Source organism: Nocardia sp. NPDC004168 (assembly GCF_040610355.1).
In the GTDB taxonomy this organism is placed as follows: Bacteria; Actinomycetota; Actinomycetes; order Mycobacteriales; family Mycobacteriaceae; genus Nocardia; species Nocardia sichangensis.
Map to the genome: position 1 here is coordinate 159,829 of NZ_JBEXME010000006.1, position 23,332 is coordinate 183,160.

A 23,332-nucleotide genomic window follows, 5' to 3' on the forward strand; every position below is an offset into this window, starting at 1 on the left:
GGCATTAGGGTGTCGATCATGGGTGAGCCGCAGCCGATCCTCGAACCGCTCACACCGTCCGCGATCTTCTTGGTCGCCACGATCGACGAGGGTGGCGAAGCGACGGTCCGCGACCTGCTCGCCGATATCACCGGCCTGCGCCGCTCGGTGGGCTTCCGCCTGCCGGGCGCGAACCTCACCTGCGTCACCTCGATCGGCTCCGACGCATGGGACCGCCTGTTCGCCGGCCCGAAACCGGCTGAGCTGCATCCGTTCCCCGGTTACGTCGGCGCACGCCACACCGCGCCCGCGACGCCGGGCGACCTGCTGTTCCACATCAAGTCCGAGGTGCAGGACGCCTGTTTCGAGCTGGCCATGGCGATCGGCGATCGGCTGGCCGGTGCGGGAACGATCGTGGACGAGACGGTCGGCTTCCGTTACTTCGAGCAGCGCGATCTGCTCGGTTTCGTGGACGGCACGGAGAATCCGGAGGGTCGCGCGGCCTACGCGGCGGCGCTGGTGGGCGAGGAGGACCCGGACTTCACCGGCGGCAGCTACGTGATCGTGCAGAAGTACACGCACCCGCTGGCGGACTGGCGCGCGCTGTCGGTGGAAGAGCAAGAGCGCGTCATCGGCCGCACCAAACTGGACGACTTCGAACTCCCCGACGAGATCAAGCCGGCCGACTCGCACGTCGAGGTCAACACGCTGATCGATCCGGACGGCACCGAACGCCAGATCCTGCGCGGCAACATGCCCTTCGGCAGCGTGCGCGAGGGCGTGTTCGGCACCTACTACATCGCCTACGCGGCCACGCCGAGCGTCACCGAACGCATGCTCACCCGGATGTTCCTCGGCACCGACGAGGCCGCTTACGACCGCATCCTGGATTTCTCCGTCGCCCACACCGGCACCTCGTTCTTCGCACCCACCGTCGATTTCCTCGACGATCTGCCGCCTGCGCCGTGGGAGGCGGCGGAATCCGCGGTGTCCGTGGACACCGACGGCTCTGGTCCCGCAGATCCGCCCGGCATCGCCGCGCCCGCGGGCGACGGCGCCCTCGGTATCGGCTCGTTGAAAAGGAGCATCCGGTCATGAACAACCTCCATCGCGAACTAGCGCCGATCACCTCCGAGGCGTGGGCGGCCATCGAGGAGGAGGCGACGCGCACGTTCAAGCGGCACATCGCGGGCCGGCGCGTCGTCGACCTGTCCGGCCCGCACGGCGTCGACTACTCGGCGGTGGGCACCGGGCACACCACGGCGATCGATTCGCCGGACTCCGGGGTGTTCGCCCGTCAGCGGGTGGTCGCGCCGCTGGTCGAACTGCGGGTGCCGTTCACGCTCTCCCGCGAGGAACTCGACAACGTGGAGCGCGGCGCGCAGGACGCCGACCTGGACCCGGTGAAGGACGCCGCGAAGAAGATGGCGTTCGCCGAGGACCGGGCGATCTTCGAGGGCTATCCGGCCGCGCACATCACCGGCATCCGCGCCAGCTCGTCCAACGATCCGATCACGCTGCCCAGCGACACCCGTCTGGTCCCCGAGTCGATCGCGCAGGCGTTGACCGCGCTGCGGCTTGCCGGTGTCGACGGACCGTACTCGGTGCTGCTCAGCGCCGATCTGTACACCGCGGTCAGCGAGACCTCCGACCACGGCCACATGATCCGCACGCATATCGAGCGCCTCATCCCGGAAGGGGAGATCATCTGGGCGCCCGCCATCGACGGCGCGATCGTGCTCACCACGCGCGGCGGCGACTTCGATCTGCGCATCGGCCAGGACCTGTCCATCGGCTACCTGACGCACGACAGCACGTCGGTGCAGCTGTACTTCCAGCAGAGCCTGACGTTCCTGGTGTTCACGGCCGAGGCCGCGGTCCCGCTGACCCTCTGAGCGCCGGTCACATCTGGGAACGGCCAGGTGCGCGGCCGGAGCGCGAGACGGTACGGTGGCCGGATATGCGCCATGAACAGGTAGGTGAGATGACAACGGTGCGGGCGGGTGTCGTTCCGACGCAGCGCGCCGTGTTCTACAGCGTGCTCGGCATCCTTGCCACCGTCACGATCTGCGGTTCGTTCGTCGCCGCGTTCGGGGTGAATCGGGTGTTCACCGGCCTGCTGGCCGGAGCCGTCGTCGGTATCGCGGTGCTGGTCGCCCTGTTCACCCGGGACGCCGTCGTGCTCACCGATCACGCCATCTACCGGCGCAAGCCGTGGACGATCTCCCGCATCTCGTGGGACCGCGTGGTGGCCGGGCGCTTCACCCTGGACGAGCGCGCCCGATGGTCGCTGGCGCTGGACCTCATCGGCGGCGACGAACCCCACGGCGAACTGGTGCTGTTGTCCATTCCCCCGGTGGTCCGCCCGGTCGCGGGAGCGTACGACCTGCGCAAACGCGACCAGGTCACGGAGATACGGGCGATACTGCGGCGCAAGCGGATTCCGGTGACCGTGTTGCCGCAGATCGCGGGGGCGTTGCAGGAGCATTGGCAGATCGCGCCGCCGACGCACTGATGTTGGCGGCCTGTCGATATCCGAGATCCCGGCGCTCCGCCTCGTTCCACGCCCCACCGCCCAGGTGGAATTCGTTGCCTACCGGCTTCACCGACGCTAGCTCAGCCGTCCCCGCACCCGGAGCGCAGGGACCGGCTGAGCCCTGCCGGTTCGCCGGGCCATCGATTGGACCGGGATTCACCGAGTCGCATTAGTTCCGCAGTTCGCCATTCGCCGGGCTGCGTCGCAGCAAAAGGCGGGCTTTTCGTTTCGTCTATGGGCGCTGGAACTCGCCATCGACAACCCCGGCGGTGAACGCGTCCCACTCTGCTGGGGTGAAGACCAGCGCCGGGCCGGTCGGATTTTTGGAGTCACGAACGCCAACCATGCCTCCGCTGAGGTGTGCGACCTCGACACATTCGCCGCTGCCCCCCGAACTGTGGCGTGACTTGAACCACTTCGCTCCCGCTAGGTCGAGTTCAACGTTCACTGTCGTAACTCCTTGCTATCTCTCTCAACAGGGTGCGGCTCGAGCGGGCATCCATAGTCGCTTCGGCCAGCGTAAGGAACGTGTGCCTACAGCGCTGGACGTCCTCACGCTTCTCGAGATACGCATCCCCCGTGTAGCTCTCCGCGTAGATGACAGACGGTTCAACTGGTTTGCCCTGTGAGTCCTTCGGAAAGGTCATCACAATGAAGGGGGTGACGAGCCTGCCAGTTGGCAAGCCGACTTCTTGCCTGAGTATGCGGACCTCGATGTTGTCGAGCGTGCTCATGTCCGCCGCGTGTCGGCACTGATCAGCCATCACCTGCCGGTTGCCGACGATCGTCCGCAGTGCGTTCTCGTGTATTACGGCTGTGAGTCTGCACGGGTTCCGTGGCCGAGTGAGTAGATGCTGACGCCGAGCCCGAACTGCTGCCAACCGTTCCAAGTCCGCCTCCGAAACTCGAGGCTGCCTGGCGCGGTTCATGGCCTCAGCGTAGGCGCGAGTCTGGAGCAGTCCGGGGATGATGAGCGGCTGAAATATGGCCAATTCACTTGCGGCAGACTCCAGCACGACGTAAGTGTTGAACTTCGGCTCCAGTACATCACTGTACGTTCGCAGCCAGGAGCGGACCGGGGCTTGTCCCGCGAGTTCCTTCCACTCCACAAGGTCTTCCTCGTCGACCCCGTACAGCGCACCCAGAGCGTCGAGGTCCGTCGCCCTGACCTTCTTGTTGCGGCCGTTCTCCAGTCTGCTGATGGTTGCGTTACCCCAGCCGAGTGTCCGCGCTGCCACTTCCAGACTCAGACCCGCCGCCGTCCGCGCCTCTCGAAGCAAACGGCCCAACTGTCGACGCGGCAGACTGGTTTCGGCGTCCTCTGGCCCGTCGTCTTCTTCGTTCACCCCTTGCGACCCCCTTCCGCTCTGCGATGCAGCTTCATTTCGCAACGGAAGGAGGGTAACTCGATCAGCGGAAGACTTGGTGCGCTTTCGCGCGGGTTTCGCGAACCGAACAAGTCGCGTACCGAACGTCGACCCTTCACAACATCCTGTTCGCATGGCGAATAATGCGCTCCCACATCGAAACCCGTTCCTCGGTCGGCCTGCCACGCCGTTGGTCGATGTCCCTGCCGATGTTCTCGAGCGGTTTCTGAGCGCCCTACACGAGTGGCAATCCGAGCAGATCCACACCGCCCAGCCTGTCCAAGAGATCTGAAACGGATGGAAACCATACCTTTCGGGGACACACCCCGGTCTCGCTGCCACTTTTACCGGCGCATGTGTGATTTGCCCGCTGTAATCGACCCACCCGAGCTGGGGCGCATCATCATGCGCGTGTCGTACGTTGGAGCGTTGACCATGCCCGCTCCGTTAGGGCGAGCCGTCAGGCAAGTCATGCAGCGCCGCCGGGATGCCATGGGGCCGATTGTGGCGCATCCTCGCTCGAACAGGTGGACCTACATTGTACGGCCCGATTTTCCAGACGACACCAAGCTTTTCGCGGAGATGTTCCGGCTCGACGTGTCGATTGTCCGGGAGGGCGGCACTGTGGCACTGCCGTCACCCACAGCTGAGTCCGGCGCTGTCAGGCATTGGATAGAGACACCCCGGGACAGGTACCGTCCGTCCGGAATGGTTGTGGTCGAGTCCATTCGGGCGTGTGTCGGTCCGGGTAGGCGATGACCGGAAGCGAGACGCGATGACTTCTCCGCTGCCGAACGATCCTGATGTGCATCTGTCCGTGTTCCTGCACGGCGTCCGGCTCGACTTCACGGCCTGCCTTACTGCCGCGTTGACGTTCATCGAAGACCACCGGAAACGCCACTACGTCGACGCGGCGCACATACTCCCTGATAGTGCCGAGGGCTGGCCTAGGTTACCGAACGAGAAGTTGTACTTGGAGCGATGAGGTTCTTGTCCCGTGACCGGTGTACGCGCGACACTGACCTGTTCGGGCCATGACGAGAAGGAGCTGGGCGTGGGGAATGACGAGCAGTTGACCATGGATCTCGGCGTACCCGTCGAGCAGACCGAATGGGGTAAATGGGTCGACCCGGACCGCCGCGCGGCGCAGGTCCAGAAGTTCATGGACTATGCGGGCATACGCGAGATTCCTTCGGAGCCGTGGCCGGAAGACTCAGCGGAGGTTGAGCGGCTCGATTCGATCGTTGCCGAGCTCTTCCCGGACTTGGCTACCGCGATGGCCCCCGAGAACGCTGACATGGCTGACGCCTTCATATGTTTCCTGGGCGAACTTTTCATCAGGTTCGCAGGCGCACACTGGGAGTCTTATAAGTGGTTCGGGCGCGAAAATTCATTCTACGACCACATCAATCCACTGCTCGAATACGGGTTCGATACCGACGGTGACACCGCATACGGATTGATGAAACTCATGATCGAGGACTACGACCAGGCGGATGAAGGAATGTTCTCCGGTATGGCGGAGATGCTGCGCGAATTCGCCGAAGAATACTCGTCGTCACGTAACGACAGGTAGCCGTAAACCTCTTATCTGACCAATTCAAGAATTCGGGGGTGGGTGCTGTCATGCCTGATGAGTACGACAGGATCCGAGAACATTTCGATAACCCGGCTCGCGGGCGGATTTTCGAGAACGGCCTGGAGCACCTCTTCCATGACCGTCAAAACGGTTATGTGCAGCAACCGGACCGGTACACCACATCGCTGGGTCCACGACATTACGACAAAGCCAAGGCCGACGAGCAAGGCCGGGTTCACGCCATCGAAGACAAATCGGGTCGGACCGGTAGCAAAAACGACCTCCGGGAGCTGCAAAAGGATCGCGAGCTACTCGCGAAACGCGAGATCGAATCGCTCCTGATTCGGACCGTCGCGGGTGAGCAGATGTCGCCGAAATACGAGAAGTTGCTGATCGCGCTGAAGCAGGAATTCGGCAACAGGGTGATTCACCAAGAGTTGACGCGGGAACAGGCCCGTGCGGCATTCGCCAAGGGGTTGGGCCGCGAAAAGGACGCTCGCCAGCTCGAATTGAAGACAAGATACGAGCTGAACCGTGCCAACCGCGCCCGCCAACGGCTACCGAAGATACGTGAAATCATTCGGGCGCGAGAGCGAGCCGAGGGATTTCGGAAGGTGCAGCAGTTCCGCAAGGCCGCCGAGCGTGGCCGGGCGGAAGCCCCGCGGCGAGCCCAACACGCCAGACAGGTCCAGGAGCAAGCCGAACGAGCCAGGCAAGCACCCCAAGCGCCGGAAACCGAGAGTGCACGGGTTGCACGTGCGGCAGCCGAGCGGGTCGCGCGGGAATTCCCGGCACCCGAGCAGTACCGGGAACGACCAACCGCCGACACCGGAGAACGGGCGGCCCGGGAGGCGGCCGAGGCACGTGCGGCAGCCGACAAGCAACGCGCGACGGCCGAGAAGGAACGCGCGGCAGCGGAGAAGGAACGCGCGGAACACCTGGCGCGGCTGCAAGCGCGCGGAATACCACCGGAGGTGGTGAAGATTCTGGGGCTCGGTCAAGCGGAACCGCCGTCGGCGGCGGTGCGGGAGTCGCCGGGTCATGCTCCGTCGGTCGTGCGGGGTTATTTGCACAGCCAGGATCGGAGCCGGGGGATCGAGCGCAATCGGTAGCCGTACCGTGTCATGGGTTGGGCATCGCCAGGCGGTCCAGCAGCACGATCGCCTCGGCCCGGATCGGGTCGAGATCTCCGGGCCAGCCGAGCGTGCGCAGTACCGCCCCGGGGATCGTGCGCTCGGCGTACCTGGGCGCGGCTCCTTCGTCGGAGCGGATGCTGATCACCGTCTCCACCAACCGGAACGGCAGCAACTGCGTACCCGGCACGCTCACCGCGCCTACCTCGGCGAGCACCTGGGCGGCCAAAGTCTCGTAATGTCCGCGCAATTCGTCGCGGCGCAGGCGGAATGCGGCGAAGCGCTCGGTGCGCAGTTCCGGAAGCAGGTACAGCGCACCGAGATTCCAGCGCGACGCGCACAGTTGCCGCACGTCGAACAGGGCCAGCGCGTACAGCCGGACCGGTACCGGTTCGGACGCCGCGCGCAGGCGCTCGGCCAGTTCGATCGGGGCTGCGACGGTTTCGGCGAGCAGCGCGTCGAGGATGTCGTCCTTGGCGGCGAAGTGGTGGTAGAGCGAGGCCTGCCGGATGCCGACGGCGTCGGCGATAGCGCGGGTGGAGGTGTTGGCGTACCCGTTGGTGGTGAACAGTTCGCCTGCGGCGTCGAGGATCTCGGCGCGCGGCGTCGATCCGCGCCTGCGTCGCTGTTCGAGACGCGGCCGTCCGGGCCCGAGGTTTGCCACGGGTTCATTCTGGCAGGTCGGCGCGGGGAAGCTCCGCAGCGGTGGTCGTGCGCACAGCTCGCCGACGGCGGGCGGTGCGTTTTCTGTCATTTGATAGAAATCCCCGCAACACAGAAGTTACCGAAGGTCTCGAAAGCGATACACGCAGGTCACCGAAAGCGCGATCGCGGCGGCAAAACTGTCGTCTGATAGTTATTGGCCGCCACGCCGAAGGACCACCCCATGGCCACCACGCTCGCCCCGACCCCGCCACCCGATCTCACCGGCGACAGCGCCGACCTCGCCCGGTTCGGCTATCAGCCCGTCCTGCACCGCAAGCTCGGCCGCTACGCCTCCTTCGCGGCAGGCTTCTCGTTCGTCTCCATCCTGACCACGATCTTCCAGTTCTTCGGCTTCGGCTATTCGTTCGGCGGAGCCGCCTTCTTCTGGACCTGGCCGATCGTGTTCGCCGGACAGTTCCTCGTCGCGCTCAACTTCGCCGAACTGGCCGCGCGCTACCCGATCTCGGGCTGCATCTACCAGTGGTCCCGGCGACTCGGCGGCGAACTCGTCGGCTGGTTCGCGGGCTGGATGATGATCATCGCGCAGATCGTCACCGCCGCCGCGGCGGCGATCGCCCTGCAGGTGGTGCTGCCATCGATCTGGACCGGATTCCAGCTCGTCGGCACCGACACCGCGCTCACCTCGCCGTCCGGCGCGACCAACGCCGTGCTGCTGGGCAGCATCCTGCTGGTGGTCACCACGCTGATCAACGTGATCGGCATCGACCTGATGGCGCGGATCAACTCGATCGGCGTCACAGTCGAGATCGTCGGCGTGCTGGCGATCATCGCGCTGTTCTTCACCCACACCGAGCGCGGGCCCGGCGTGGTACTGGAGACCGACCAAGCCGCGCCGGGTCCCTACTGGGCCGCGTTCCTGGTGTCGGGATTGATGGCGGCTTACGTCATGGTCGGATTCGACTCCGCGGGTGAGCTTTCCGAGGAGACCAAGAACCCGCGCCGGGTCGCGCCGCGCACCATTCTCACCGCGCTGTCGGTCTCGGCGCTGGGCGGCGGGCTGATGCTGCTTGGCGCGCTGATGGCCGCGCCGAGCCTGTCCGACGGCGCGCTGGCCTCCGACGGCCTGGCCTACGTGCTCACCGCGAAGCTGGACAGCCCGGCGGGCAAGGTGCTGCTGGGGTGCGTGGCGGTCGCGATCACCGTGTGCACCTTGGCTATCCAGACCGCGGGCTCGCGGCTGATGTTCTCCATGGCGCGGGACGGGAAGCTGCCGTTCGCCCGCAGGCTCGCCGCGGTGCACCCGCGTTACGGCACGCCGGTGCTGCCCGCGATCGTGATCGGCGCGCTCGGCATCGGCCTGCTGGTGCTGAATCTCGGCAACGCCGCCATCTTCGCGACGCTGGCCAGCGTCTGCATCGTCACGCTGTACCTGGCCTACCTGCTGGTGACGGTGCCGCTGCTGATCCGCCGGTTCACCGGCCTGCCGGACGCGGGCACCGACGCGCGGCTGTTCGGCCTGGGCCGGTTCGGCATTCCGGTCAACGCGCTCGCCGTGGCCTGGGGCATCGCGATGGTGGTGAACCTGGCCTGGCCGCGCGCCGAGGTATACACCCCGGCCGGCGGTGGCTGGTGGATGCTCTGGGCCGCACCGCTTTTCGTGCTGCTGGTGCTCGCCGTCGGCGTCGTGGTGCATCGCTTCGTGGTCGGCTGGTCGCGCGGCGTCACCGCGGGCGAGCCCGCACCGCAACCGGCCTGAGCGCCTTCGATGCGGCGGTGCGCTGCCAGGCACCGCCGCATTCCCCCAATTCGGCATCCGAAAGGAATCATCGTGACAAGCACTGCGGACACCTCCGGCGCGCGAGCGCACGCACGGGCGCAGGCCGCGGCGGCGACGATCGCGAATCCCGCGCTCCCCGCCGACATCCCCGCCTCGAAGATCACCTTCGCACAGCGGATTCCGGCGGGCGGTTACGCGAACATCGCGCTCGGACGCGGCACCCGCGTCCGCCTGTCCGACCCTGACGGCGCGGCCTGCGCGCACCTGCTGCTGGTGCGCGCCGAAGCGCCGTGGGAGCGCCTGAACGTCGCCGACACGGTCAAGGTGCCGTGGCAGGCGTACCTGGGCAGCGGTCACCCGCTGCTGTCGGACCAGGGTCGCGTGCTGGCGACCGTGCTCGCCGACACCTCCGGCCACCACGACACGCTCTGCGGACCCACCGACCAGGCCCGGCACTCGCTGCGGCTCGCGGGCGCGAAACACGGCCTCGAGCCCCGCGACATCGGCCCGACGGTCTCGTTCTTCCGTGGCGTGCGCGTGCGGCAGGACGGCGCGCTGGTCTCGACCGGCAGCGCCGCCCCCGGCTCCTCCGTCGATCTGCTCGTGCACCTGCCGGTCACCGTGCTGGTCGCCAATTCCGCACACCCGCTGGACGACCGGCCCGCGACGGACCTCGACGTCGTCGCGTGGGCCGCACCGGAAGACCTCGCCGCACCCGGCAACGAGGACCCGGAATACCGACGGGCCCTGGAGAACACCGAACAAGCCTGGACCGCCGCGCTGACCTTGGAGGCAACCGCATGACCACGGCACGCGCCATCGTGCTCGACGAGACCGTCCCCGCCCGCTCGCCCTGGTCGGCGGTGGTCCGGGCGGGCGAAGACCTGGAGATCATCGATCTGCACGGCAACCAGGCGGTGGACTGCCTGCTGTACTCGGCGGCCGATCACACCGAACGCTACAGCGCGCAGGCCACGATCACCGCCCAGCGCAACATCTTCCTCACCACCGGCAGCGTGCTGCGCACCGACACGGGCACGGCACTGATGACGGTGGTAGCCGACGAGGTCGGCAACCACGACACCATCGCGGGCGCGTGCTCGCAGGAATCCAACACTCTGCGCTACGGCCACCACACCCGCCACCAGCACGCCTGCGTGGAGAACTTCCTCACCGAGGCCTTGCGCTGGGGCCTGGGCAAACGCGACCTGGTGTCGAATATCAACTGGTTCATGAACGTTCCGGTCGAGGCGGACGGCACGCTGGGCATCGTGGACGGATTGTCCGCGCCGGGCAAACGGGTCACGTTGCGCGCCGAGATCGACACGCTGGTGCTGGTGTCGAACTGCCCGCAGATCAACAACCCCTGCAACGGCTTCGACCCGACCCCGGTGCGCATGGTGGTGTCGCGATGACCGTCGCCGAGCTACCGGTGGCCCGGGTCGCGCAGGACGAGTCCGCGCGACCCGGCCGGATCGAGGTCGTTCGCCCCGGCATGCTCACCACCGTGCAGGACTGGCCGGGCCGGGTCGGGTATTGGCACATCGGCGTCCCGCCGTCGGGGCCGATGGACGATCTGTCCTTCCGTCTGGGTAATCGCGCGCTCGGCAATGCCGAGGGCGCCGCCGGACTGGAATGCACCCTCGGCGGCCCCGCGCTGCGGTTCACCGCACCGGGCTGGGTCTGCGTCACCGGCGCTCCGGCGGAGGTGACCGTGGACGGCGTCGCCGCGCCGCAGTGGCGGACGGTGCGGGTGCCCGCGGGCGGTGTGCTGGACGTGGGCGCGGTGCGCGGACCGGGGATGCGCTGTTACGTGCTGATCGCCGGCGGTATCGACGTGCCCGAATACCTCGGCAGCGCAGCCACCTTCACGCTCGGCCGCTTCGGCGGCGGCACCGGCGCCGCGTTGCGCGCCGGAGAGTCGCTCGCGCTCGGCACCCACCACGGCCGCGTCACGGCGGCCGTGCCGATGGACGAGCAACCCGTGCTGACCCGGCGCTGGGAACTCGCGGTCACCGAGGGCCCGCACGGTGCGCCCGAGTTCTTCACCCGCGCCGACTTCGAGACCGTCGTCGGCACCGACTACGAGGTGCACTTCAACTCCGACCGCACCGGCGTCCGGTTGATCGGGCCGAAACCGGAATGGGCCCGCACCGACGGCGGCGAGGCGGGACTACACCCGTCCAATATCCACGACACCCCGTATTCCGTCGGCGCGCTGGACTTCACCGGTGACACGCCCATTCTGCTCGGTCCGGACGGACCCAGCCTCGGCGGTTTCGTCTGCCCGGTCACCGTCGTGGCGGCCGACCGCTGGAAGCTCGGGCAGCTCTCGCCGGGCGACCGCGTGCGATTCGTGCCGGTCCGCGGTGACCGGGCGGCCTCGATCCGGGAACTCGGGCTCGCGCGCCGGGCCGGGTGGCCGACGGTGCTCTCGTCGGGCGGCGACGGCGACGACGGCGTGTTGCGCCGTTGCGAAGCCGACGACGAGACCGCGGTGACCTACCGTCGCGCGGGCGACGACGGCGTACTCGTCGAATACGGCGCCATGACCTTGGATCTGGGCCTGCGCGCCCGCGTGCACGCGCTGCACCAGCACCTGCTCGCCGCCGGAGTACGCGGCGTGACCGAGCTGACCCCCGGCATCCGTTCGTTGCAGATCCGGGTCGACCCGCACGTGCTGTCCGTGACCGCGCTGCTCGACCTGCTCGCCGAGACGGAGGCGCAGTTGCCCGCCTCCGCTCAGCTGGTGGTGCCCAGCCGGGTCGTTCATCTGCCGCTGTCCTGGGACGATCCGTCCACGCGCGAGGCGATCACCCGCTACATGCACGGTGTGCGCGCCGATGCGCCGTGGTGCCCGTGGAACATCGAGTTCATCCGCCGCATGAACGGCTTGGCTTCCGTCGCGGACGTCTACGACACCGTGTTCGGAGCCGAGTACCTGGTTCTCGGCCTCGGCGACGTCTACCTCGGCGCGCCGGTCGCCACACCCACCGATCCCCGGCACCGGCTGGTCACCACCAAGTACAACCCCGCCCGCACCTGGACGCCGGAGAACGCGGTCGGCATCGGCGGCGCCTATCTGTGCATCTACGGCATGGAAGGGCCGGGCGGATATCAGTTCGTCGGACGCACCACGCAGGTGTGGAATCACCGAGCCGGTGCGGGCCCGGTTCCTCCCGGCGCCGACCGGGCCGCATCGGGGGTCGAAACACCCTGGCTACTGCGGTATTTCGATCGGATCCGCTGGTATCCCGTCGAAGCGGAGGAACTGCTCGACCTGCGCGCCGACTTCGCCGCGGGCGACGTGCGGGTGCGAGCCGAGGACGGCGAATTCCGCCTGGCGGAGTATCGGGCGTTCCTCGCCGAGAACGCCCGATCCATCGATGCTTTCCGCGCGAAGCAGGCAGAAGCGTTCACCGCGGAACGCAATTCCTGGCGCTCGGCTGGTGAGCTCACGGGTTGAGTTATGAGCGCAGGGTCGCGAACTATGTGTGCTATCTGCGCAGGAGCTCACGGGTTGAGTTATGAGCGCAGGGGTCGCGAACTGTGTGCTATCTGCGCAGGAGCTCACCGGTTGACTCGTCAGCGCAGGTCGCGGAAGAACTCGCGGATGTCGGCGGTGAGCAGCGCGGGTTCCTCCATGGCGGCGAAGTGGCCGCCGCGATCGACGTCGTTCCAGCGCGTGATGGTGTTGGCTTCCTCGGCGTAGCGACGAATGCCGACGTCGTGGGCGAAGACCAGCACGGCCGTCGGCACGCCGGAGTTGCGCTTCGGCTCGCCCCACGGGGCGTCCTGGGCGTAGCCGACATAGGCCGAGGAGCCCGCGGTGCCGGTGAGCCAGTAGATCATCACGTTGGTCAGCAGCCGATCCCGGTCGAGGATCTTGTCCGGCTCGACGGCCCGTGGATGGGTCCACTCCCGGAACTTGTCGATGATCCAGGCCAGTTGCCCCACCGGAGAATCGGTCAGTCCGTAGGCCAAGGCCTGCGGGCGGGTGGACTGGATGGCGACGTAGCCGTACTCCTCCCGCATGAACGCCTGCATCCGCCGGACGCGATCGCGCTCCAGTTCGGTCAGGCTCGCCAGCTCCGCCTCCGCGCGCGGCAGCGGCGGAAGACCCGGCGCGCCGTTGACGTGCACGCCAACGACCCGATCGGGCACCGTTCGACCCACCTCCGGGCTCACCGCCGCTCCTATGTCGCCGCCTTGCACGCCGTATCGCTCATACCCCAGCCTGCCCATGAGCTCGGCCCACGCCGCGGCGATCCGCGTGACGCTCCAGCCCGTCTCGGCGACCGGGCCGGAGAACCCGAATCCCGGCAGCGACGGGATGACGAGGTGGAACGCGTCGGCCGGGTCGCCGCCGTGCGACCTCGGATCGCTCAAAGGCCCGATGACGTCGAGGAATTCGGCCACCGAGCCGGGCCATCCGTGGGTCAGCAGCAGCGGCAGCGCGCCGGACTCGGGCGAGCGCACGTGCAGGAAGTGGATGGTCTGCCCGTCGATCTCCGTCGTGTACTGCGGATAGGAGTTGAGTTGCGCTTCGGCCGCGCGCCAGTCGTATCCGGTACGCCAGTGGTCGACCAGCTCGCGCAGCCACGCGGTCGGCACACCGGTGTCCCAGTCGTCCCCGGGCAGGGGGGCAGGCCAGCGGGTCGCGTCCAGACGGGTACGCAGGTCGTCGAGTTGCCGCTGCGGGATTTCGATGCGGAACGGAGTGATTTCGTCGGTCATGTCATCGACGGTATGGCCTGCCTAGGACAGCTTCCGCCCTAGCTTTCGGGCAGACTTTTCCCATGTTGGAAACCTCGGCGCGCCTGCTTCGTCTGCTGTCGCTGTTGCAGACCCCGCGCGATTGGACCGGCGCCGCACTCGCTGAACGACTCGGTGTCGACGTGCGCACCGTCCGCCGGGACATCGACAAGCTGCGCGCGCTGGGCTACCCGGTGGACGCGACACCGGGCGTGGCGGGTTACCGGCTCGGCGCGGGAGCGAAGCTGCCGCCACTGCTCCTGGACGATGACGAGGCGGTGGCGGTGGCCCTCGGCCTGCGCACCGCGGCGGGCGGCACCATCGCGGGCATCGAGGACAGTTCGCTACGCGCGCTGGCCAAGCTCGAGCAGGTGCTGCCCGCACGGCTGCGCCATCGTGTCGGCATGCTCCATGAGGCCACCGTCGCAGTGCCCGCGGGCGGCCCGACCGTCGACCCGGACGTGCTGACCGCTGTCGCGGCGGCCATCCGCGACCACCACCGCCTGCGCTTCGACTATCGCGCCCACGACGGCGCCACCTCGCTGCGCGTCACCGAACCGCATCGCCTCGCCCACACGGGCAGGCGGTGGTACCTGATCGGCTGGGACGTCGACCGCGCGGACTGGCGCACCTACCGCGTCGACCGCCTGCGGCCGCGCATCCCGACCGGCCCCCGCTTCACCCCGCGCGAAGCGCCCGATGCGGACCTGCCCGGGTATCTCTCCCGCGGCGTGTCGACCGCGCCCTACCGCTACGCGGCCCGCATCACCCTGCGCGTCGCCGCCGAAGTGGCCGCCGAGCGGATCGCCCCGACCGTCGGCGTGATCGAGGCGGTGGACGCGGAAAATTGTGTGCTGCGAACGGGTTCCGATTCGCTGGACGAATTGGCGATCTACGTCGCCGGCTTCGGCTTTCCCTTCCGGGTGCACGAACCGCCGGAACTCGTCACGCACTTACGCGAACTCGCCGCGCGCCTCGGCGCGGCGGCCGACTGACCCGGCGCAGGCGGGCACGGTGCCGAATTGCCCGGCGCAGGCAGGGACAGCACAGGCGCGCACAGCACAGGCAGGCACAGCACAGCACAGCACAGCACAGGCAGGCAGGCAGGCACAGCGCCGACTGGCACGGCACAGGCGGAACAGTGCCGACTGGCACGGCGCGGGCAGGCACAGCACAGGCAGGTACGGCACAGCCAGGCACAGTGCAGGCGGGCACAGTGCACGTGGGCACAGTGTCGACTGGCACGGCGCAGGCAGGCCACAGCGCAGGCGGGCACAGTGCAGGCGGGCCCGGCGCCGACTTGCCCGGCGCAGGCAGGCACAGCGCCGACTGGACCGACACAGGCGAGCACGCCACTGGCAAGCACGGCACAGGCGCGCACGGCCGCAACGGCCTCGATCTCGCACACGGCGCCCGGCACGGCGAAGCCCGCCGCCTGCGCGACCGTGCCCGGGGGCGGATTCGGCTCCAGCTTGCCGCCCGATCTGCGCCGCCGCTTCCGCACCGGCGCGCCGCCCTCGACCTCGTGCACACACACCGGAGGCGAGGCGAACTCGCGGTGTGCGAGATCGTGCACACTGTGGCCTGCTGTTCGTCGACGCCCCGCATCCCGGCCGCCACTGGTGCTCGATGGAACTCTGCGGCGACCTCAGCGGGATCCGCCGGTATCGCGGCCAGGAGTGACGCGGCACAGGTGTCACAGTCCGCGCCCGCACGTCGTCGTCTCGGTGAAGCGATGGGAACGTCCCATCGGCACCGACGAGATCGGAGACAGTCATGACCGCGAAGATCCTGGTCACCGGTGGCACGGGCACCCTCGGCCGCGAAGTGCTCCCGCTGCTGCGCGCGACCGGGGCCGACGTGCGCGTGTTGAGCCGCACCGAACGTCCGTCGGCCGGCGGAGTCGAGTTCGTCGCGGGAGACCTGCTGCGCGGCACCGGCATCGATGCCGCGGTGGCGGGTGTCGGCACCATCTTGCATCTGGCGGGCGACGCGAAGGGCGACGACGTGGCCACCGCGAATCTGTTGCGGGCCGCCACCGCCGCGGGCGCAGGGCACATCGTCTACATCTCGGTCACCGCCGCCGAACTGCTCCCGATGACGTACTTCCGCGCGAAGTTCGCCGCCGAGCAGGCCATCGCGGAGTCGGGTATCCCGTGGACCACGCTGCGTGCCGCGCAATTCCACGATTTCGTGCCGAAGCTGGTGGACACGATGCTGAAATCGCCGGTGCTCCCGGTGCTCGGTGGGGTGCGCCTCCAGCCGGTGCACGTGCGCGAGGTGGCGGCCCGGCTGGCGGAGCTGACGCTCGGCGCGCCCGCCGGACGGGTCCCGGATCTGGTCGGGCCCGAGGTGATCGGCATGCGCGAGCTGATCCGCGACTACTTGGCGCTGCTGGGCAAGCGGCGGGCGTTGCTGACCGTGCGGGTGCCGGGCAAGGCGGGCCGGGTCTATCGCGCGGGCGGAAATCTGGTGACCGACGGCGCCGACGTCGGCGAGCTGACCTGGGCGGATTACCTGGCGGAACACCGGGGCGCGGTCCTGGCCGGATGACCCGTCACGGCCGCCGACCCGGCTCGGGTGGCGGTGGCGACCACGCCTCGGCCACCGCCGGGCATCGCCGATCTGGTGGTGGCCGAGATGGCGCTACCGGCCATCGGCGGCGATTGGAAGGCCGCGCTGCGTGCCCGGTCGGCGTCCGCCCACGAAGTCTTGTTGCGCCATCCGTGGGCCACCGGTCTGACCGGCACCCGGATCAACGTCGGCCCCGCCATGCTGCGGTACATCGACGCCACCGTGGGCTGCCTGCGCGCGGCGGGTTTCTCCCTGCCGCAAGCCGATCGCGCCTGGAACGCGCTGGACGGCCACCGCTACGGTTTCACATTGCAGGAGTTGAATTTTCCACGGAACCGGCCGCATACGTCGCTGCGGCACAACAGTTCCTGCCGCGCATCCCAGCCGAGGAGTATCCGCACATGAACGCACTCGCCCAGTTGGTGATCGACGGGAAGCATTCGGGCATCGCCGATTTCGATTTCGGCCTCTACTTGATCCTGGACGGCCTGGAACGGTTGCTCGCCGCGAGCGCCTGACGCTCAGTCCATGCGGAACGTGGCCTCCGGGTTCGCGGTGTCCCGCACGATCCGCAACGCCTCGGACAACGCCGCGAGCTGTTCGGGGGTCAGCAAACCGACGAACCAGCGGTCGACGGCGGCGAGATAGTCCGGCAGCACCTGCGCGAGCCGCGCCGCGCCCGCCTCGGTGAGCACCGCGTACGCGCTGCGCCGATCCCCCGGGTCCAGCTCGCGTTCCACCAGCCCGGCGCGCGCCAGCCGATCGACGAGCCGGGTGACGCCGCTGGTGGACAGCGCGGTCTGCACGGCGAGCTCCGTCATCCGCAGCCGCCGCCCCGGCGAACGGCTCAGCCGCATCAGGGCGTTCAGATCCAGTCCGGACAGACCGTGCGCATTCCAGACCTGCTCCAGCTTGGCGACCACACCGCCGTAGGCCTCGAACAGCAGGCCCATCGTGGTCAGGCGCGGATCGTCGAACAGCTCCGTCACGTCCATACGGGCAACCTACCGGAATGTTTCCCCGCGCGGATAGTTGACACGAGGAATAGGTCGTTGTAGAAATATGCATACGCAATATTCCCCGCGTCAACTAATGGAGGTTCCCATGTCGCCGACCGCCTGGATCGCCGGATTCCGCTCCGCAGTGATCCGCCCGGACGAACAGATCAAGCTCGCGGAGTCGCGCGCGTTCACCGACCAGACCGTCCGCCAAGTGCTGCATCTCGCGGGCGGCGGCGCGCGGGTGCGGGTCGGGCTGACCAATCGCTATGGGAAAACACCGCTGGCGATCGGCGCCGCCCGGGTCGCCCTGCGCAAGACCGGCAGCGAGATCGTCGCCGAGACCGATGCCGCGTTGCGGTTCGACGGCGCCGAACAGGTGGTCGTCCCGGTAGGCGGCGAAGTGCTCAGCGACCCCGTCGATCTGGCCGTCTCAGCGGGCGCGGATCTGGCATTGAGTCTCTATCTGCCCGGCCCGACCGGGCTGGCCACCTTCTCCCACCTGCCCGGCGAAATCGCTTACATAGCGGACGGAAATGTCGCCGACGAAGCCGCGCTCACCACCGTCGACGAGGTGCCCGCGCGGTTCTTCGTCGCCGGTGTCGACGTTCTCGCGCCCGTGGCGACGCCGGTGGCCGTCGCGTTCGGCGATTCGTGGTTCGAAGGCTTCGGCACCACGATCGGCGCCAACCGCAGGTCGGTGGACTTCCTCAACGCGCGACTGGAGCGGGGCTGGGTGGTCAACCAGGGCATCTCGGGAAATCGGCTGCTCACCGACGAAATCGGCGAGCCGGGCCTGGCTCGTTTCGACCGCGACGTGCTTGCCGTGCCGGGCGTGACGAGCGTGCTGATCAACTTCGGCATCAACGACCTCATCCTGGGCGGGATGGCGGGGCAGCCGCCCGCGACCGCCGAGGAACTGATCACGGGCTTCACCACGCTCGCGCGGCGCGCGCACGCGGCGGGGCTCACGATCCACGCCGCGACCATCGGGCCGTACGGAGGCTGCGTCTACGAGGGCCCGACGGTCGTCGAGACATTGCCGATCCGTCGACGCATGAACGAATGGCTGCGCGGCACCGATGTTTTCGATTCGGTGTTCGATGTGGCGCGAGCGGTCGAGGACCCGGAGCGGCCCGACTTCATCCGGCCCGAATTCGACAGCGGCGACGGCATGCACCTCAATGACGCCGGCGCTCGCGCCATGGCGGAAAGTGTCGACGTCACAGTTCTTTTCGGCTAGGTCACGGCTCGAGACCACGCAGCACGATCTCGATGCCACCGCGGAATTCGTCGTCGGCCGACATGCCCTTGGCCTGGCCCGCAGTCTGCGCCAGGTGCGGGTATTTCTCCGGGGGCAGTTCGGCCAGCACGATCGTCCCGTGCCCCCGCAGCGGCGCATAGTGCTTGTTCTGGAGGTAGCCGATCAGGAAGGCGATCAGGGTGCGCTGGGCGATGACGCGGGCGCGCCCGGTGAACCCACCCTCGGTGAGCACGGCGAGCAGTGTCTCCATCACGCGCAACGACTCGACCGCCGACTGCCTGCGCCGCAGCACGATCGGCACGGCGGCCGGATGGGCCGAGAACCCGTCACGGATGTTCTCGAGCAGTATCGTCACGCGCTCCCGCCAGTCGGTTCCGGCAGGGAGCGACGTGTCGATCGCGGCGAAGACCTGGTCGGCCACCAGCACCTCGAGTTCGTCGCGGTCGCGCACGTAGCGGTACAGGGCCATGGTGGCCATGCCCAGTTCCTTGGCCACCGCACGCATGGTCAGCGCCGACGAACCCTCGCGGTCGAGCACGGCGAGGGCCGCCGTGGCGAGATCGGCGGTGGTCAGCGAGCGGGGGCGGGGCACGGATTGACAGCGTACAAGCTACGCGCATACTTGTCGTAGGCGTACAAAGTACACCTACGAGAGGAGCCCCTGATGTCGCTGCCGACCGCTGTCCCGGACCGAAAGCTGGTCACCGTCTCCGGTGCGCAGGTCTTGGTGCCGGACCCGGATCGCCTGATCCACCTGCAATTCCGGCGCTTCGCCGGATGCCCGGTGTGCAACCTGCACCTGCGTTCGATCGTCGCGCGCCACGCGGAGATCGCCGCCGCAGGCGTCCGGGAAGTGATCGTCTTCCATTCCAGCGCGGCGGAATTGCGCAAGTACACCGCGGAACTGCCGCTGGACGTCATCGCCGATCCGGACCGGAAGCTCTACCGCGAATTCGGCGTCGAGACCTCGCCTCGCGCGCTGCTCGACCCGCGCGGCTGGCCCGCCATCCTGCGCGGTGTCGCCCACGACGCTTACGCGACCTTGCGCCGAAGGCAGTCCGCCCCACCCGGCAAGCCCGAGGGCGGCAGTCTCGGACTGCCCGCCGATTTCCTGATCGCACCCGACGGACGGGTGCTCGCCGCGAAGCACGGCGCGCACGTCTACGACCAGTGGTCGGTCGACGAACTCCTCGCGCTCGTCCCAGCGGAGCGGCGCGCATGAGAATTGCCGAAAGTCCCCTGGTGGCACGTGTGTTCGCGCTGGTTCCCGCCGGGCTGCTCGCCGGAGCGTTCGGTTACGGCGCGGTGAATGTCCTCTACGCGTTCCGCAGAGTCCCTTTGGATGTGCGCTTCACCTTCCACACCGCGCTGATGAGCGTGAACGGCGTGGTCATGCAAACACTGATGGGTCTGACCATTCTGAGCGCATTGGTGCTGACCGCCCGCTCCACCGGGCGGTCACGCCTGCTCGCCGGGAGCGCGAGCCTGCTCGCCGTCGCCGCGTTCGTGATCACCCGCCTGGGCAACGTCCCGATCAACCAGAAGATCAAGATATGGGCGATCAGCGGCCCACCCGCCGACTACGCCGAAATCCTCACCCGCTGGGAAACCTTCCACGTCGCCCGCACCGCCTGCGCCGTCCTGGCCTTCCTCCTCATCGCCTCTACGACTCTCCTCCCCGCGAAATCATGACCACGAGTGGCACATGGTGGCGAGGTCTTCTCGCGATTCGCCGCACCATGTGCCACTCGCGGTGGTGTTTCCGGCTAGTCCGAACAGGTGCGTCTGCTGCGCAGGTGGTTCACGCCGAAAGCGAGCATGGAGGTGAGTACCGCGACGCATCCGATCACCGCGGCCAGGGCGATCATGGAGTTGAGTCCATCGATCGACGCGGAGGCCGCGATGTGCGACAGGTCCGACGCGATCGGCTGGAACCGCGTGGGCAGCTCGTCGGCCACCGAGCGGCCGGCGCCGGAGCCCGCCGCTTCCAGGAACTGCTCACGCAACACCGGCGGGACGGCTCCGGGCAGCGCGTCGAGCCCGTCGGCAGCGGAACCGCGCGCGGAGTGATTGAACATGGCGCCGAGCCCGGCCACGCCCACCGCGAGGCCGACCTGCCGAAGGGTGCCGAACGTCGCGCTGGCCATGCCCGCGTTCTCGTCGGAGGCGAAGGTGAGTGAGGCCGCCTGGTTGACGGCCGTGATCGCGCCGAGCCCGAGGCCGCCGATCACCATTCCGGGCAGGAAATGCGTCCAAGAGTCGTCGGAACCGAAGTCGCCCATCAGCCATGTGCCCAACGCGACCATGCCCATCGTGACCGGCAGCGAGACCGCGAACGGGACCCGCTTAGCGAAGACCATCGCCAGCGGCGCGCTGATCAGCGCGGCCACGCTCACGGGCAGCAAGCGCAGGCCCATCTGCAACGGCGTGTACCCGAGTGTGTTGATCAGGAACACCGCCAGGTAGTTGCTCGCGGCCATCAGCGTCGCCATGTGTCCGATCGAGACGACGGCCGTGCCGGTGAATCCGCGCTTGCGAATCATGGACACGTCGAGCAGGGGGTGCTCGGCCTTGAACTGCCATGCCGCGAACCCGGCCAGGAGCACCGTGGCGGCGGCGGCGAGCCCGAGCACCGTGGCCGAGGTCCAGCCGAGCGAGTTGCCGCGGGTCAGCGCGAACACACCCGTCACCAGGCCACCGGTGAGCATCAGCGAACCCGGCCAGTCGGCCTTGCGCCCTTCCATGCGCGCCGACTCCGGCATCCGCAGCACGGCGAGCACCCCGATGAAGATGCCGATCGGGACGTTGATGATGAAGATCGACCGCCAGCCGAACTGGGTGACCAGCGCGCCGCCGAGTACCGGACCCGCGACGGTCGCGCTCGCCATGACGGCGCCGTAGACGCCGATGGCCTTCGCGCGCTTGCCCGCGTCGGGGTAGGCCACCGCGAGCAGAGGCAACGCCGTCGCGAAGATCATCGCCGAGCCGACGCTCTGGACCGCGCGCAGGACGTTCAACTGCAAGATGCTGCCGGCCAGCGCCAATGCCAGCGATGACGCGGTGAACACCACCATGCCCGCGATGAAAAGGCGCTTCCGGCCGAACCGGTCGCCGAGCGTGGCGAAGGTCAGCAGCAACCCCGCCATCGGGATGGCGTAAGCGTCGATGACCCACTGCAGTCCGTCGATGGACGTGTCGAAGTCGGCGCGGATATCGGCGAGCGCGGCGGAGACCACGGTCAGGTCGAGCATCATCATGAAGATGGCCCCGCTGACCATGACCAGCACCAGCCCGGCGCGTAGCGGACTTGCGGAAGAGTCGTCCGGCTTGCTGCCGGACGAGGTTGCGATCGTGGACATGTCTTCCTTATGAAGTTCGCGCACCGTCCGCGAATCGCGTGCGGGCGAGTCCATTACGGACCGAAAGGACGGGAAACGCGCGACCGAAGCCGCGCCACCGACACTATCTACGCCCACAACCCCCGTAAATGACGTATCAAGACAAACAATCTCGCGCAGCGACGAGTGGCACATGGTGGAGAGGTCTCTCGCGCTTTGCCGCAGCCATGTGCCACTCGCGGCTGTTGCGGGCTAGGGCTGTTCCAGTACGTCGAAGGGAATAGTTGCCTCGACCGGGTCGTCCAGCAGCAGTACGCGTCGGTGGACTGTGTGGGCCAGGTAGCGGCGGCCGGACCAATCGGGCCAGCCGCCGGACCACACGGCTGTGCACGGGGCTCTGTGCCATCAGTCGCACTACGCGCCCGTCGACGATCTCGATGTCACCGAGCCCGGCAGTCACCCCTTCGGCGAACTGCTCGGCCGTGACACGGAGTACCTGTTGCTCGTCGGGAGCGCTCATAGCGAGATCATTGCAGTTCGAACCGAACCGGACCACGGACTCGGCTGACGATCACCTCCGGCGGCGAGAGGAACCATCACCACGGCGGAAGATTCCGCTACGGCGAGGTCAGGGCAGGAGGGTGGCGGGGTCGATCGTGAATTCGAAGGGGCTGCGCAAGGTGACGGTGTCGCCGGCGGACACCCGGTGGGTCAGCTGGTAGGTACCGTCGGCACCGAGTTCGTGTGCGAACAGAACGGGGAGCGACTCGCCCGGTAATTGGCCCTTGAAGGCGTTGGGCTCGAAGCGCCAGTAGTTCGTGATCCCGGCTTCGGCATAGACAACGGGCTTGACCAGGCGGTCCTGCATGGTGGTGGATTTGGACACCACTTCTACCACCAGTTCCACCTGGTGAGCAGGAACCCCTCTTGCGTCGACATCGATCGAGTCGGCCACCACCATGAGATCGGGAATCGGCTCGTCGTCGCCGATCAGCACGCCGACGCCTTCGAGCACCAAGCGGCCAGGAGGCAACACAGCGTCGAGGGCACGTCCCAGCCACCTGATCAGCAATTGATGGCGCGGCTTGGGTGCGGCATTCACGACGAGCTGACCATTCAACACCTCGTAACGCAATCCGTCTTCGGGCATGTGATCGAGGTCGGCAGCCGTCCAGCCGTCGCCATGAGGAACTGGCATCGCCATGAAACCAACCTCCAACCTCGTAGGACGGTGACGATCGCCGCCGCCGATCGACTCGAGTGTAATCGCGTGGATCGAATTGATTCGAGTCGATCGAGCGGAGCAACGCCACTGGTGCAGGGCACAGGTCGACCGTGCCCTACACCAGCAAGTACTGCCGTTCTC

Annotated in this window: 25 protein-coding genes; 17 read left to right on the top strand and 8 right to left on the bottom strand. The window is 67.8% G+C overall.

The features are described from left to right. Positions 1–18: 18 nt before the first annotated feature. The 3 genes from ABZW96_RS14710 (at position 19) to ABZW96_RS14720 (ending at position 2,494) form a co-directional block, all read left to right on the top strand. A complete protein-coding gene (locus ABZW96_RS14710) occupies positions 19–1,077 on the top strand; it encodes a Dyp-type peroxidase (RefSeq protein ID WP_355074714.1) in 1,059 nt (352 codons plus the stop codon). Further along, positions 1,074–1,874, top strand: coding sequence for a family 1 encapsulin nanocompartment shell protein (locus tag ABZW96_RS14715; protein ID WP_355074715.1), 801 nt, complete (start codon positions 1,074–1,076; stop codon positions 1,872–1,874). The genes ABZW96_RS14710 and ABZW96_RS14715 overlap by 4 nt, the downstream gene beginning before the upstream one ends. A gap of 89 nt (positions 1,875–1,963) precedes the next feature. Next, on the top strand, positions 1,964–2,494 hold the full coding sequence (locus ABZW96_RS14720; protein ID WP_355074717.1) for a hypothetical protein: 531 nt from the start codon (positions 1,964–1,966) through the stop codon (positions 2,492–2,494). A 253-nt stretch (positions 2,495–2,747) separates the two neighbouring features. On the opposite strand, the gene ABZW96_RS14725 is transcribed toward ABZW96_RS14720, so the two are convergent. Further along, positions 2,748–2,963, bottom strand: a complete 216-nt coding sequence (locus ABZW96_RS14725) for a DUF397 domain-containing protein (protein ID WP_355074719.1) — start codon at positions 2,961–2,963, stop codon at positions 2,748–2,750. Then, complete coding sequence (locus tag ABZW96_RS14730; RefSeq protein WP_355074721.1) at positions 2,953–3,861, bottom strand: helix-turn-helix transcriptional regulator; 909 nt, start codon at positions 3,859–3,861, stop codon at positions 2,953–2,955. The genes ABZW96_RS14725 and ABZW96_RS14730 overlap by 11 nt, the downstream gene beginning before the upstream one ends. Positions 3,862–4,657: 796 nt before the next feature. Between ABZW96_RS14730 and ABZW96_RS14735 the strand changes: the two genes are divergently transcribed. From ABZW96_RS14735 to ABZW96_RS14745, 3 genes are read left to right on the top strand one after another with little or no spacing between them, the layout of a single operon-like run. Continuing rightward, complete coding sequence (locus tag ABZW96_RS14735) at positions 4,658–4,867, top strand: hypothetical protein (protein WP_355074723.1); 210 nt, start codon at positions 4,658–4,660, stop codon at positions 4,865–4,867. 12 nt (positions 4,868–4,879) lie between these two features. Then, positions 4,880–5,458, top strand: coding sequence for a hypothetical protein (locus ABZW96_RS14740; RefSeq protein ID WP_355074725.1), 579 nt, complete (start codon positions 4,880–4,882; stop codon positions 5,456–5,458). A 50-nt stretch (positions 5,459–5,508) separates the two neighbouring features. Continuing rightward, on the top strand, positions 5,509–6,573 hold the full coding sequence (locus tag ABZW96_RS14745; protein ID WP_355074727.1) for a hypothetical protein: 1,065 nt from the start codon (positions 5,509–5,511) through the stop codon (positions 6,571–6,573). Positions 6,574–6,583: 10 nt separating this feature from the next. Here ABZW96_RS14745 and ABZW96_RS14750 read toward each other — a convergent pair whose 3' ends face one another. Further along, entirely contained in the window at positions 6,584–7,258 is a 675-nt protein-coding gene (locus ABZW96_RS14750; RefSeq protein ID WP_355074729.1) for a TetR/AcrR family transcriptional regulator, read from the bottom strand. 222 nt (positions 7,259–7,480) lie between these two features. Here ABZW96_RS14750 and ABZW96_RS14755 point away from each other — a divergent pair, with 222 nt between their 5' ends. From ABZW96_RS14755 to ABZW96_RS14770, 4 genes are all read left to right on the top strand, one after another. After that, positions 7,481–9,016 carry an amino acid permease gene (locus ABZW96_RS14755; RefSeq protein ID WP_355074731.1) on the top strand — a complete coding sequence of 512 codons (1,536 nt, stop codon included), beginning with the start codon at positions 7,481–7,483 and terminating at the stop codon, positions 9,014–9,016. 72 nt (positions 9,017–9,088) lie between these two features. Continuing rightward, complete coding sequence (locus tag ABZW96_RS14760) at positions 9,089–9,841, top strand: DUF1989 domain-containing protein (RefSeq protein ID WP_355074732.1); 753 nt, start codon at positions 9,089–9,091, stop codon at positions 9,839–9,841. Next, positions 9,838–10,452, top strand: a complete 615-nt coding sequence (locus tag ABZW96_RS14765; protein ID WP_355074734.1) for an urea amidolyase associated protein UAAP2 — start codon at positions 9,838–9,840, stop codon at positions 10,450–10,452. Before ABZW96_RS14760 ends, ABZW96_RS14765 begins: the two co-directional genes overlap by 4 nt. Further along, positions 10,449–12,503, top strand: a complete 2,055-nt coding sequence (locus ABZW96_RS14770; RefSeq protein WP_355074736.1) for a 5-oxoprolinase/urea amidolyase family protein — start codon at positions 10,449–10,451, stop codon at positions 12,501–12,503. The genes ABZW96_RS14765 and ABZW96_RS14770 overlap by 4 nt, the downstream gene beginning before the upstream one ends. 119 nt (positions 12,504–12,622) lie before the next feature. On the opposite strand, the gene ABZW96_RS14775 is transcribed toward ABZW96_RS14770, so the two are convergent. Next, a complete protein-coding gene (locus tag ABZW96_RS14775; protein ID WP_355074738.1) occupies positions 12,623–13,774 on the bottom strand; it encodes an epoxide hydrolase family protein in 1,152 nt (383 codons plus the stop codon). Positions 13,775–13,836: 62 nt separating this feature from the next. Here ABZW96_RS14775 and ABZW96_RS14780 point away from each other — a divergent pair, with 62 nt between their 5' ends. From ABZW96_RS14780 to ABZW96_RS14795, 4 genes are all read left to right on the top strand, one after another. Further along, positions 13,837–14,787 carry a YafY family protein gene (locus tag ABZW96_RS14780; protein ID WP_355074740.1) on the top strand — a complete coding sequence of 317 codons (951 nt, stop codon included), beginning with the start codon at positions 13,837–13,839 and terminating at the stop codon, positions 14,785–14,787. Between the two features lie 565 nt (positions 14,788–15,352). Beyond that, positions 15,353–15,475, top strand: coding sequence for a CGNR zinc finger domain-containing protein (locus tag ABZW96_RS14785; protein WP_355074742.1), 123 nt, complete (start codon positions 15,353–15,355; stop codon positions 15,473–15,475). A gap of 93 nt (positions 15,476–15,568) precedes the next feature. After that, positions 15,569–16,345 (top strand): NAD(P)H-binding protein, encoded by a 777-nt coding sequence (locus ABZW96_RS14790; protein ID WP_355074744.1) that lies wholly within the window; start codon positions 15,569–15,571, stop codon positions 16,343–16,345. 27 nt (positions 16,346–16,372) lie between these two features. Further along, on the top strand, positions 16,373–16,771 hold the full coding sequence (locus tag ABZW96_RS14795; RefSeq protein ID WP_355074746.1) for a TetR/AcrR family transcriptional regulator C-terminal domain-containing protein: 399 nt from the start codon (positions 16,373–16,375) through the stop codon (positions 16,769–16,771). A gap of 116 nt (positions 16,772–16,887) precedes the next feature. Here ABZW96_RS14795 and ABZW96_RS14800 read toward each other — a convergent pair whose 3' ends face one another. Next, on the bottom strand, positions 16,888–17,361 hold the full coding sequence (locus ABZW96_RS14800) for a MarR family transcriptional regulator (protein ID WP_355074748.1): 474 nt from the start codon (positions 17,359–17,361) through the stop codon (positions 16,888–16,890). A gap of 37 nt (positions 17,362–17,398) precedes the next feature. On the opposite strand from ABZW96_RS14800, the gene ABZW96_RS14805 reads away from it, so the two are divergent. After that, positions 17,399–18,607 (top strand): GDSL-type esterase/lipase family protein, encoded by a 1,209-nt coding sequence (locus ABZW96_RS14805; RefSeq protein WP_355074750.1) that lies wholly within the window; start codon positions 17,399–17,401, stop codon positions 18,605–18,607. A 1-nt stretch (position 18,608) separates the two neighbouring features. Here ABZW96_RS14805 and ABZW96_RS14810 read toward each other — a convergent pair whose 3' ends face one another. Further along, the gene (locus ABZW96_RS14810) at positions 18,609–19,220 is read right to left on the bottom strand and encodes a TetR/AcrR family transcriptional regulator C-terminal domain-containing protein (RefSeq protein ID WP_355074752.1); all 612 of its coding nucleotides are present in this window, start codon (positions 19,218–19,220) and stop codon (positions 18,609–18,611) included. A gap of 72 nt (positions 19,221–19,292) precedes the next feature. On the opposite strand from ABZW96_RS14810, the gene ABZW96_RS14815 reads away from it, so the two are divergent. Continuing rightward, positions 19,293–19,850 (top strand): peroxiredoxin-like family protein, encoded by a 558-nt coding sequence (locus tag ABZW96_RS14815; RefSeq protein WP_355074753.1) that lies wholly within the window; start codon positions 19,293–19,295, stop codon positions 19,848–19,850. A gap of 20 nt (positions 19,851–19,870) precedes the next feature. Then, positions 19,871–20,320, top strand: coding sequence for a DUF1772 domain-containing protein (locus ABZW96_RS14820; RefSeq protein WP_355074755.1), 450 nt, complete (start codon positions 19,871–19,873; stop codon positions 20,318–20,320). Positions 20,321–20,394: 74 nt separating this feature from the next. On the opposite strand, the gene ABZW96_RS14825 is transcribed toward ABZW96_RS14820, so the two are convergent. Both ABZW96_RS14825 and ABZW96_RS14830 read right to left on the bottom strand, forming a co-directional pair. After that, entirely contained in the window at positions 20,395–21,987 is a 1,593-nt protein-coding gene (locus ABZW96_RS14825) for an MFS transporter (protein ID WP_355074757.1), read from the bottom strand. A 607-nt stretch (positions 21,988–22,594) separates the two neighbouring features. Next, a complete protein-coding gene (locus ABZW96_RS14830) occupies positions 22,595–23,170 on the bottom strand; it encodes a Uma2 family endonuclease (protein ID WP_355074758.1) in 576 nt (191 codons plus the stop codon). Between the last annotated feature and the right edge of the window lie 162 nt (positions 23,171–23,332).

What these genes read in the sequence shown, in the direction of transcription:
- ABZW96_RS14710 (WP_355074714.1), top strand. Translation starts at nt 19, where the DNA reads ATGGGTGAGCCGCAGCCGATCCTCGAACCGCTCACACCGTCCGCGATC.
- ABZW96_RS14715 (WP_355074715.1), top strand. Translation starts at nt 1,074, where the DNA reads ATGAACAACCTCCATCGCGAACTAGCGCCGATCACCTCCGAGGCGTGG.
- ABZW96_RS14720 (WP_355074717.1), top strand. Translation starts at nt 1,964, where the DNA reads ATGACAACGGTGCGGGCGGGTGTCGTTCCGACGCAGCGCGCCGTGTTC.
- ABZW96_RS14735 (WP_355074723.1), top strand. Translation starts at nt 4,658, where the DNA reads ATGACTTCTCCGCTGCCGAACGATCCTGATGTGCATCTGTCCGTGTTC.
- ABZW96_RS14745 (WP_355074727.1), top strand. Translation starts at nt 5,509, where the DNA reads ATGCCTGATGAGTACGACAGGATCCGAGAACATTTCGATAACCCGGCT.
- ABZW96_RS14755 (WP_355074731.1), top strand. Translation starts at nt 7,481, where the DNA reads ATGGCCACCACGCTCGCCCCGACCCCGCCACCCGATCTCACCGGCGAC.
- ABZW96_RS14765 (WP_355074734.1), top strand. Translation starts at nt 9,838, where the DNA reads ATGACCACGGCACGCGCCATCGTGCTCGACGAGACCGTCCCCGCCCGC.
- ABZW96_RS14770 (WP_355074736.1), top strand. Translation starts at nt 10,449, where the DNA reads ATGACCGTCGCCGAGCTACCGGTGGCCCGGGTCGCGCAGGACGAGTCC.
- ABZW96_RS14775 (WP_355074738.1), bottom strand. Translation starts at nt 13,774, where the DNA reads ATGACCGACGAAATCACTCCGTTCCGCATCGAAATCCCGCAGCGGCAA.
- ABZW96_RS14780 (WP_355074740.1), top strand. Translation starts at nt 13,837, where the DNA reads ATGTTGGAAACCTCGGCGCGCCTGCTTCGTCTGCTGTCGCTGTTGCAG.
- ABZW96_RS14790 (WP_355074744.1), top strand. Translation starts at nt 15,569, where the DNA reads ATGACCGCGAAGATCCTGGTCACCGGTGGCACGGGCACCCTCGGCCGC.
- ABZW96_RS14800 (WP_355074748.1), bottom strand. Translation starts at nt 17,361, where the DNA reads ATGGACGTGACGGAGCTGTTCGACGATCCGCGCCTGACCACGATGGGC.
- ABZW96_RS14815 (WP_355074753.1), top strand. Translation starts at nt 19,293, where the DNA reads ATGTCGCTGCCGACCGCTGTCCCGGACCGAAAGCTGGTCACCGTCTCC.
- ABZW96_RS14825 (WP_355074757.1), bottom strand. Translation starts at nt 21,987, where the DNA reads ATGTCCACGATCGCAACCTCGTCCGGCAGCAAGCCGGACGACTCTTCC.
- ABZW96_RS14830 (WP_355074758.1), bottom strand. Translation starts at nt 23,170, where the DNA reads ATGGCGATGCCAGTTCCTCATGGCGACGGCTGGACGGCTGCCGACCTC.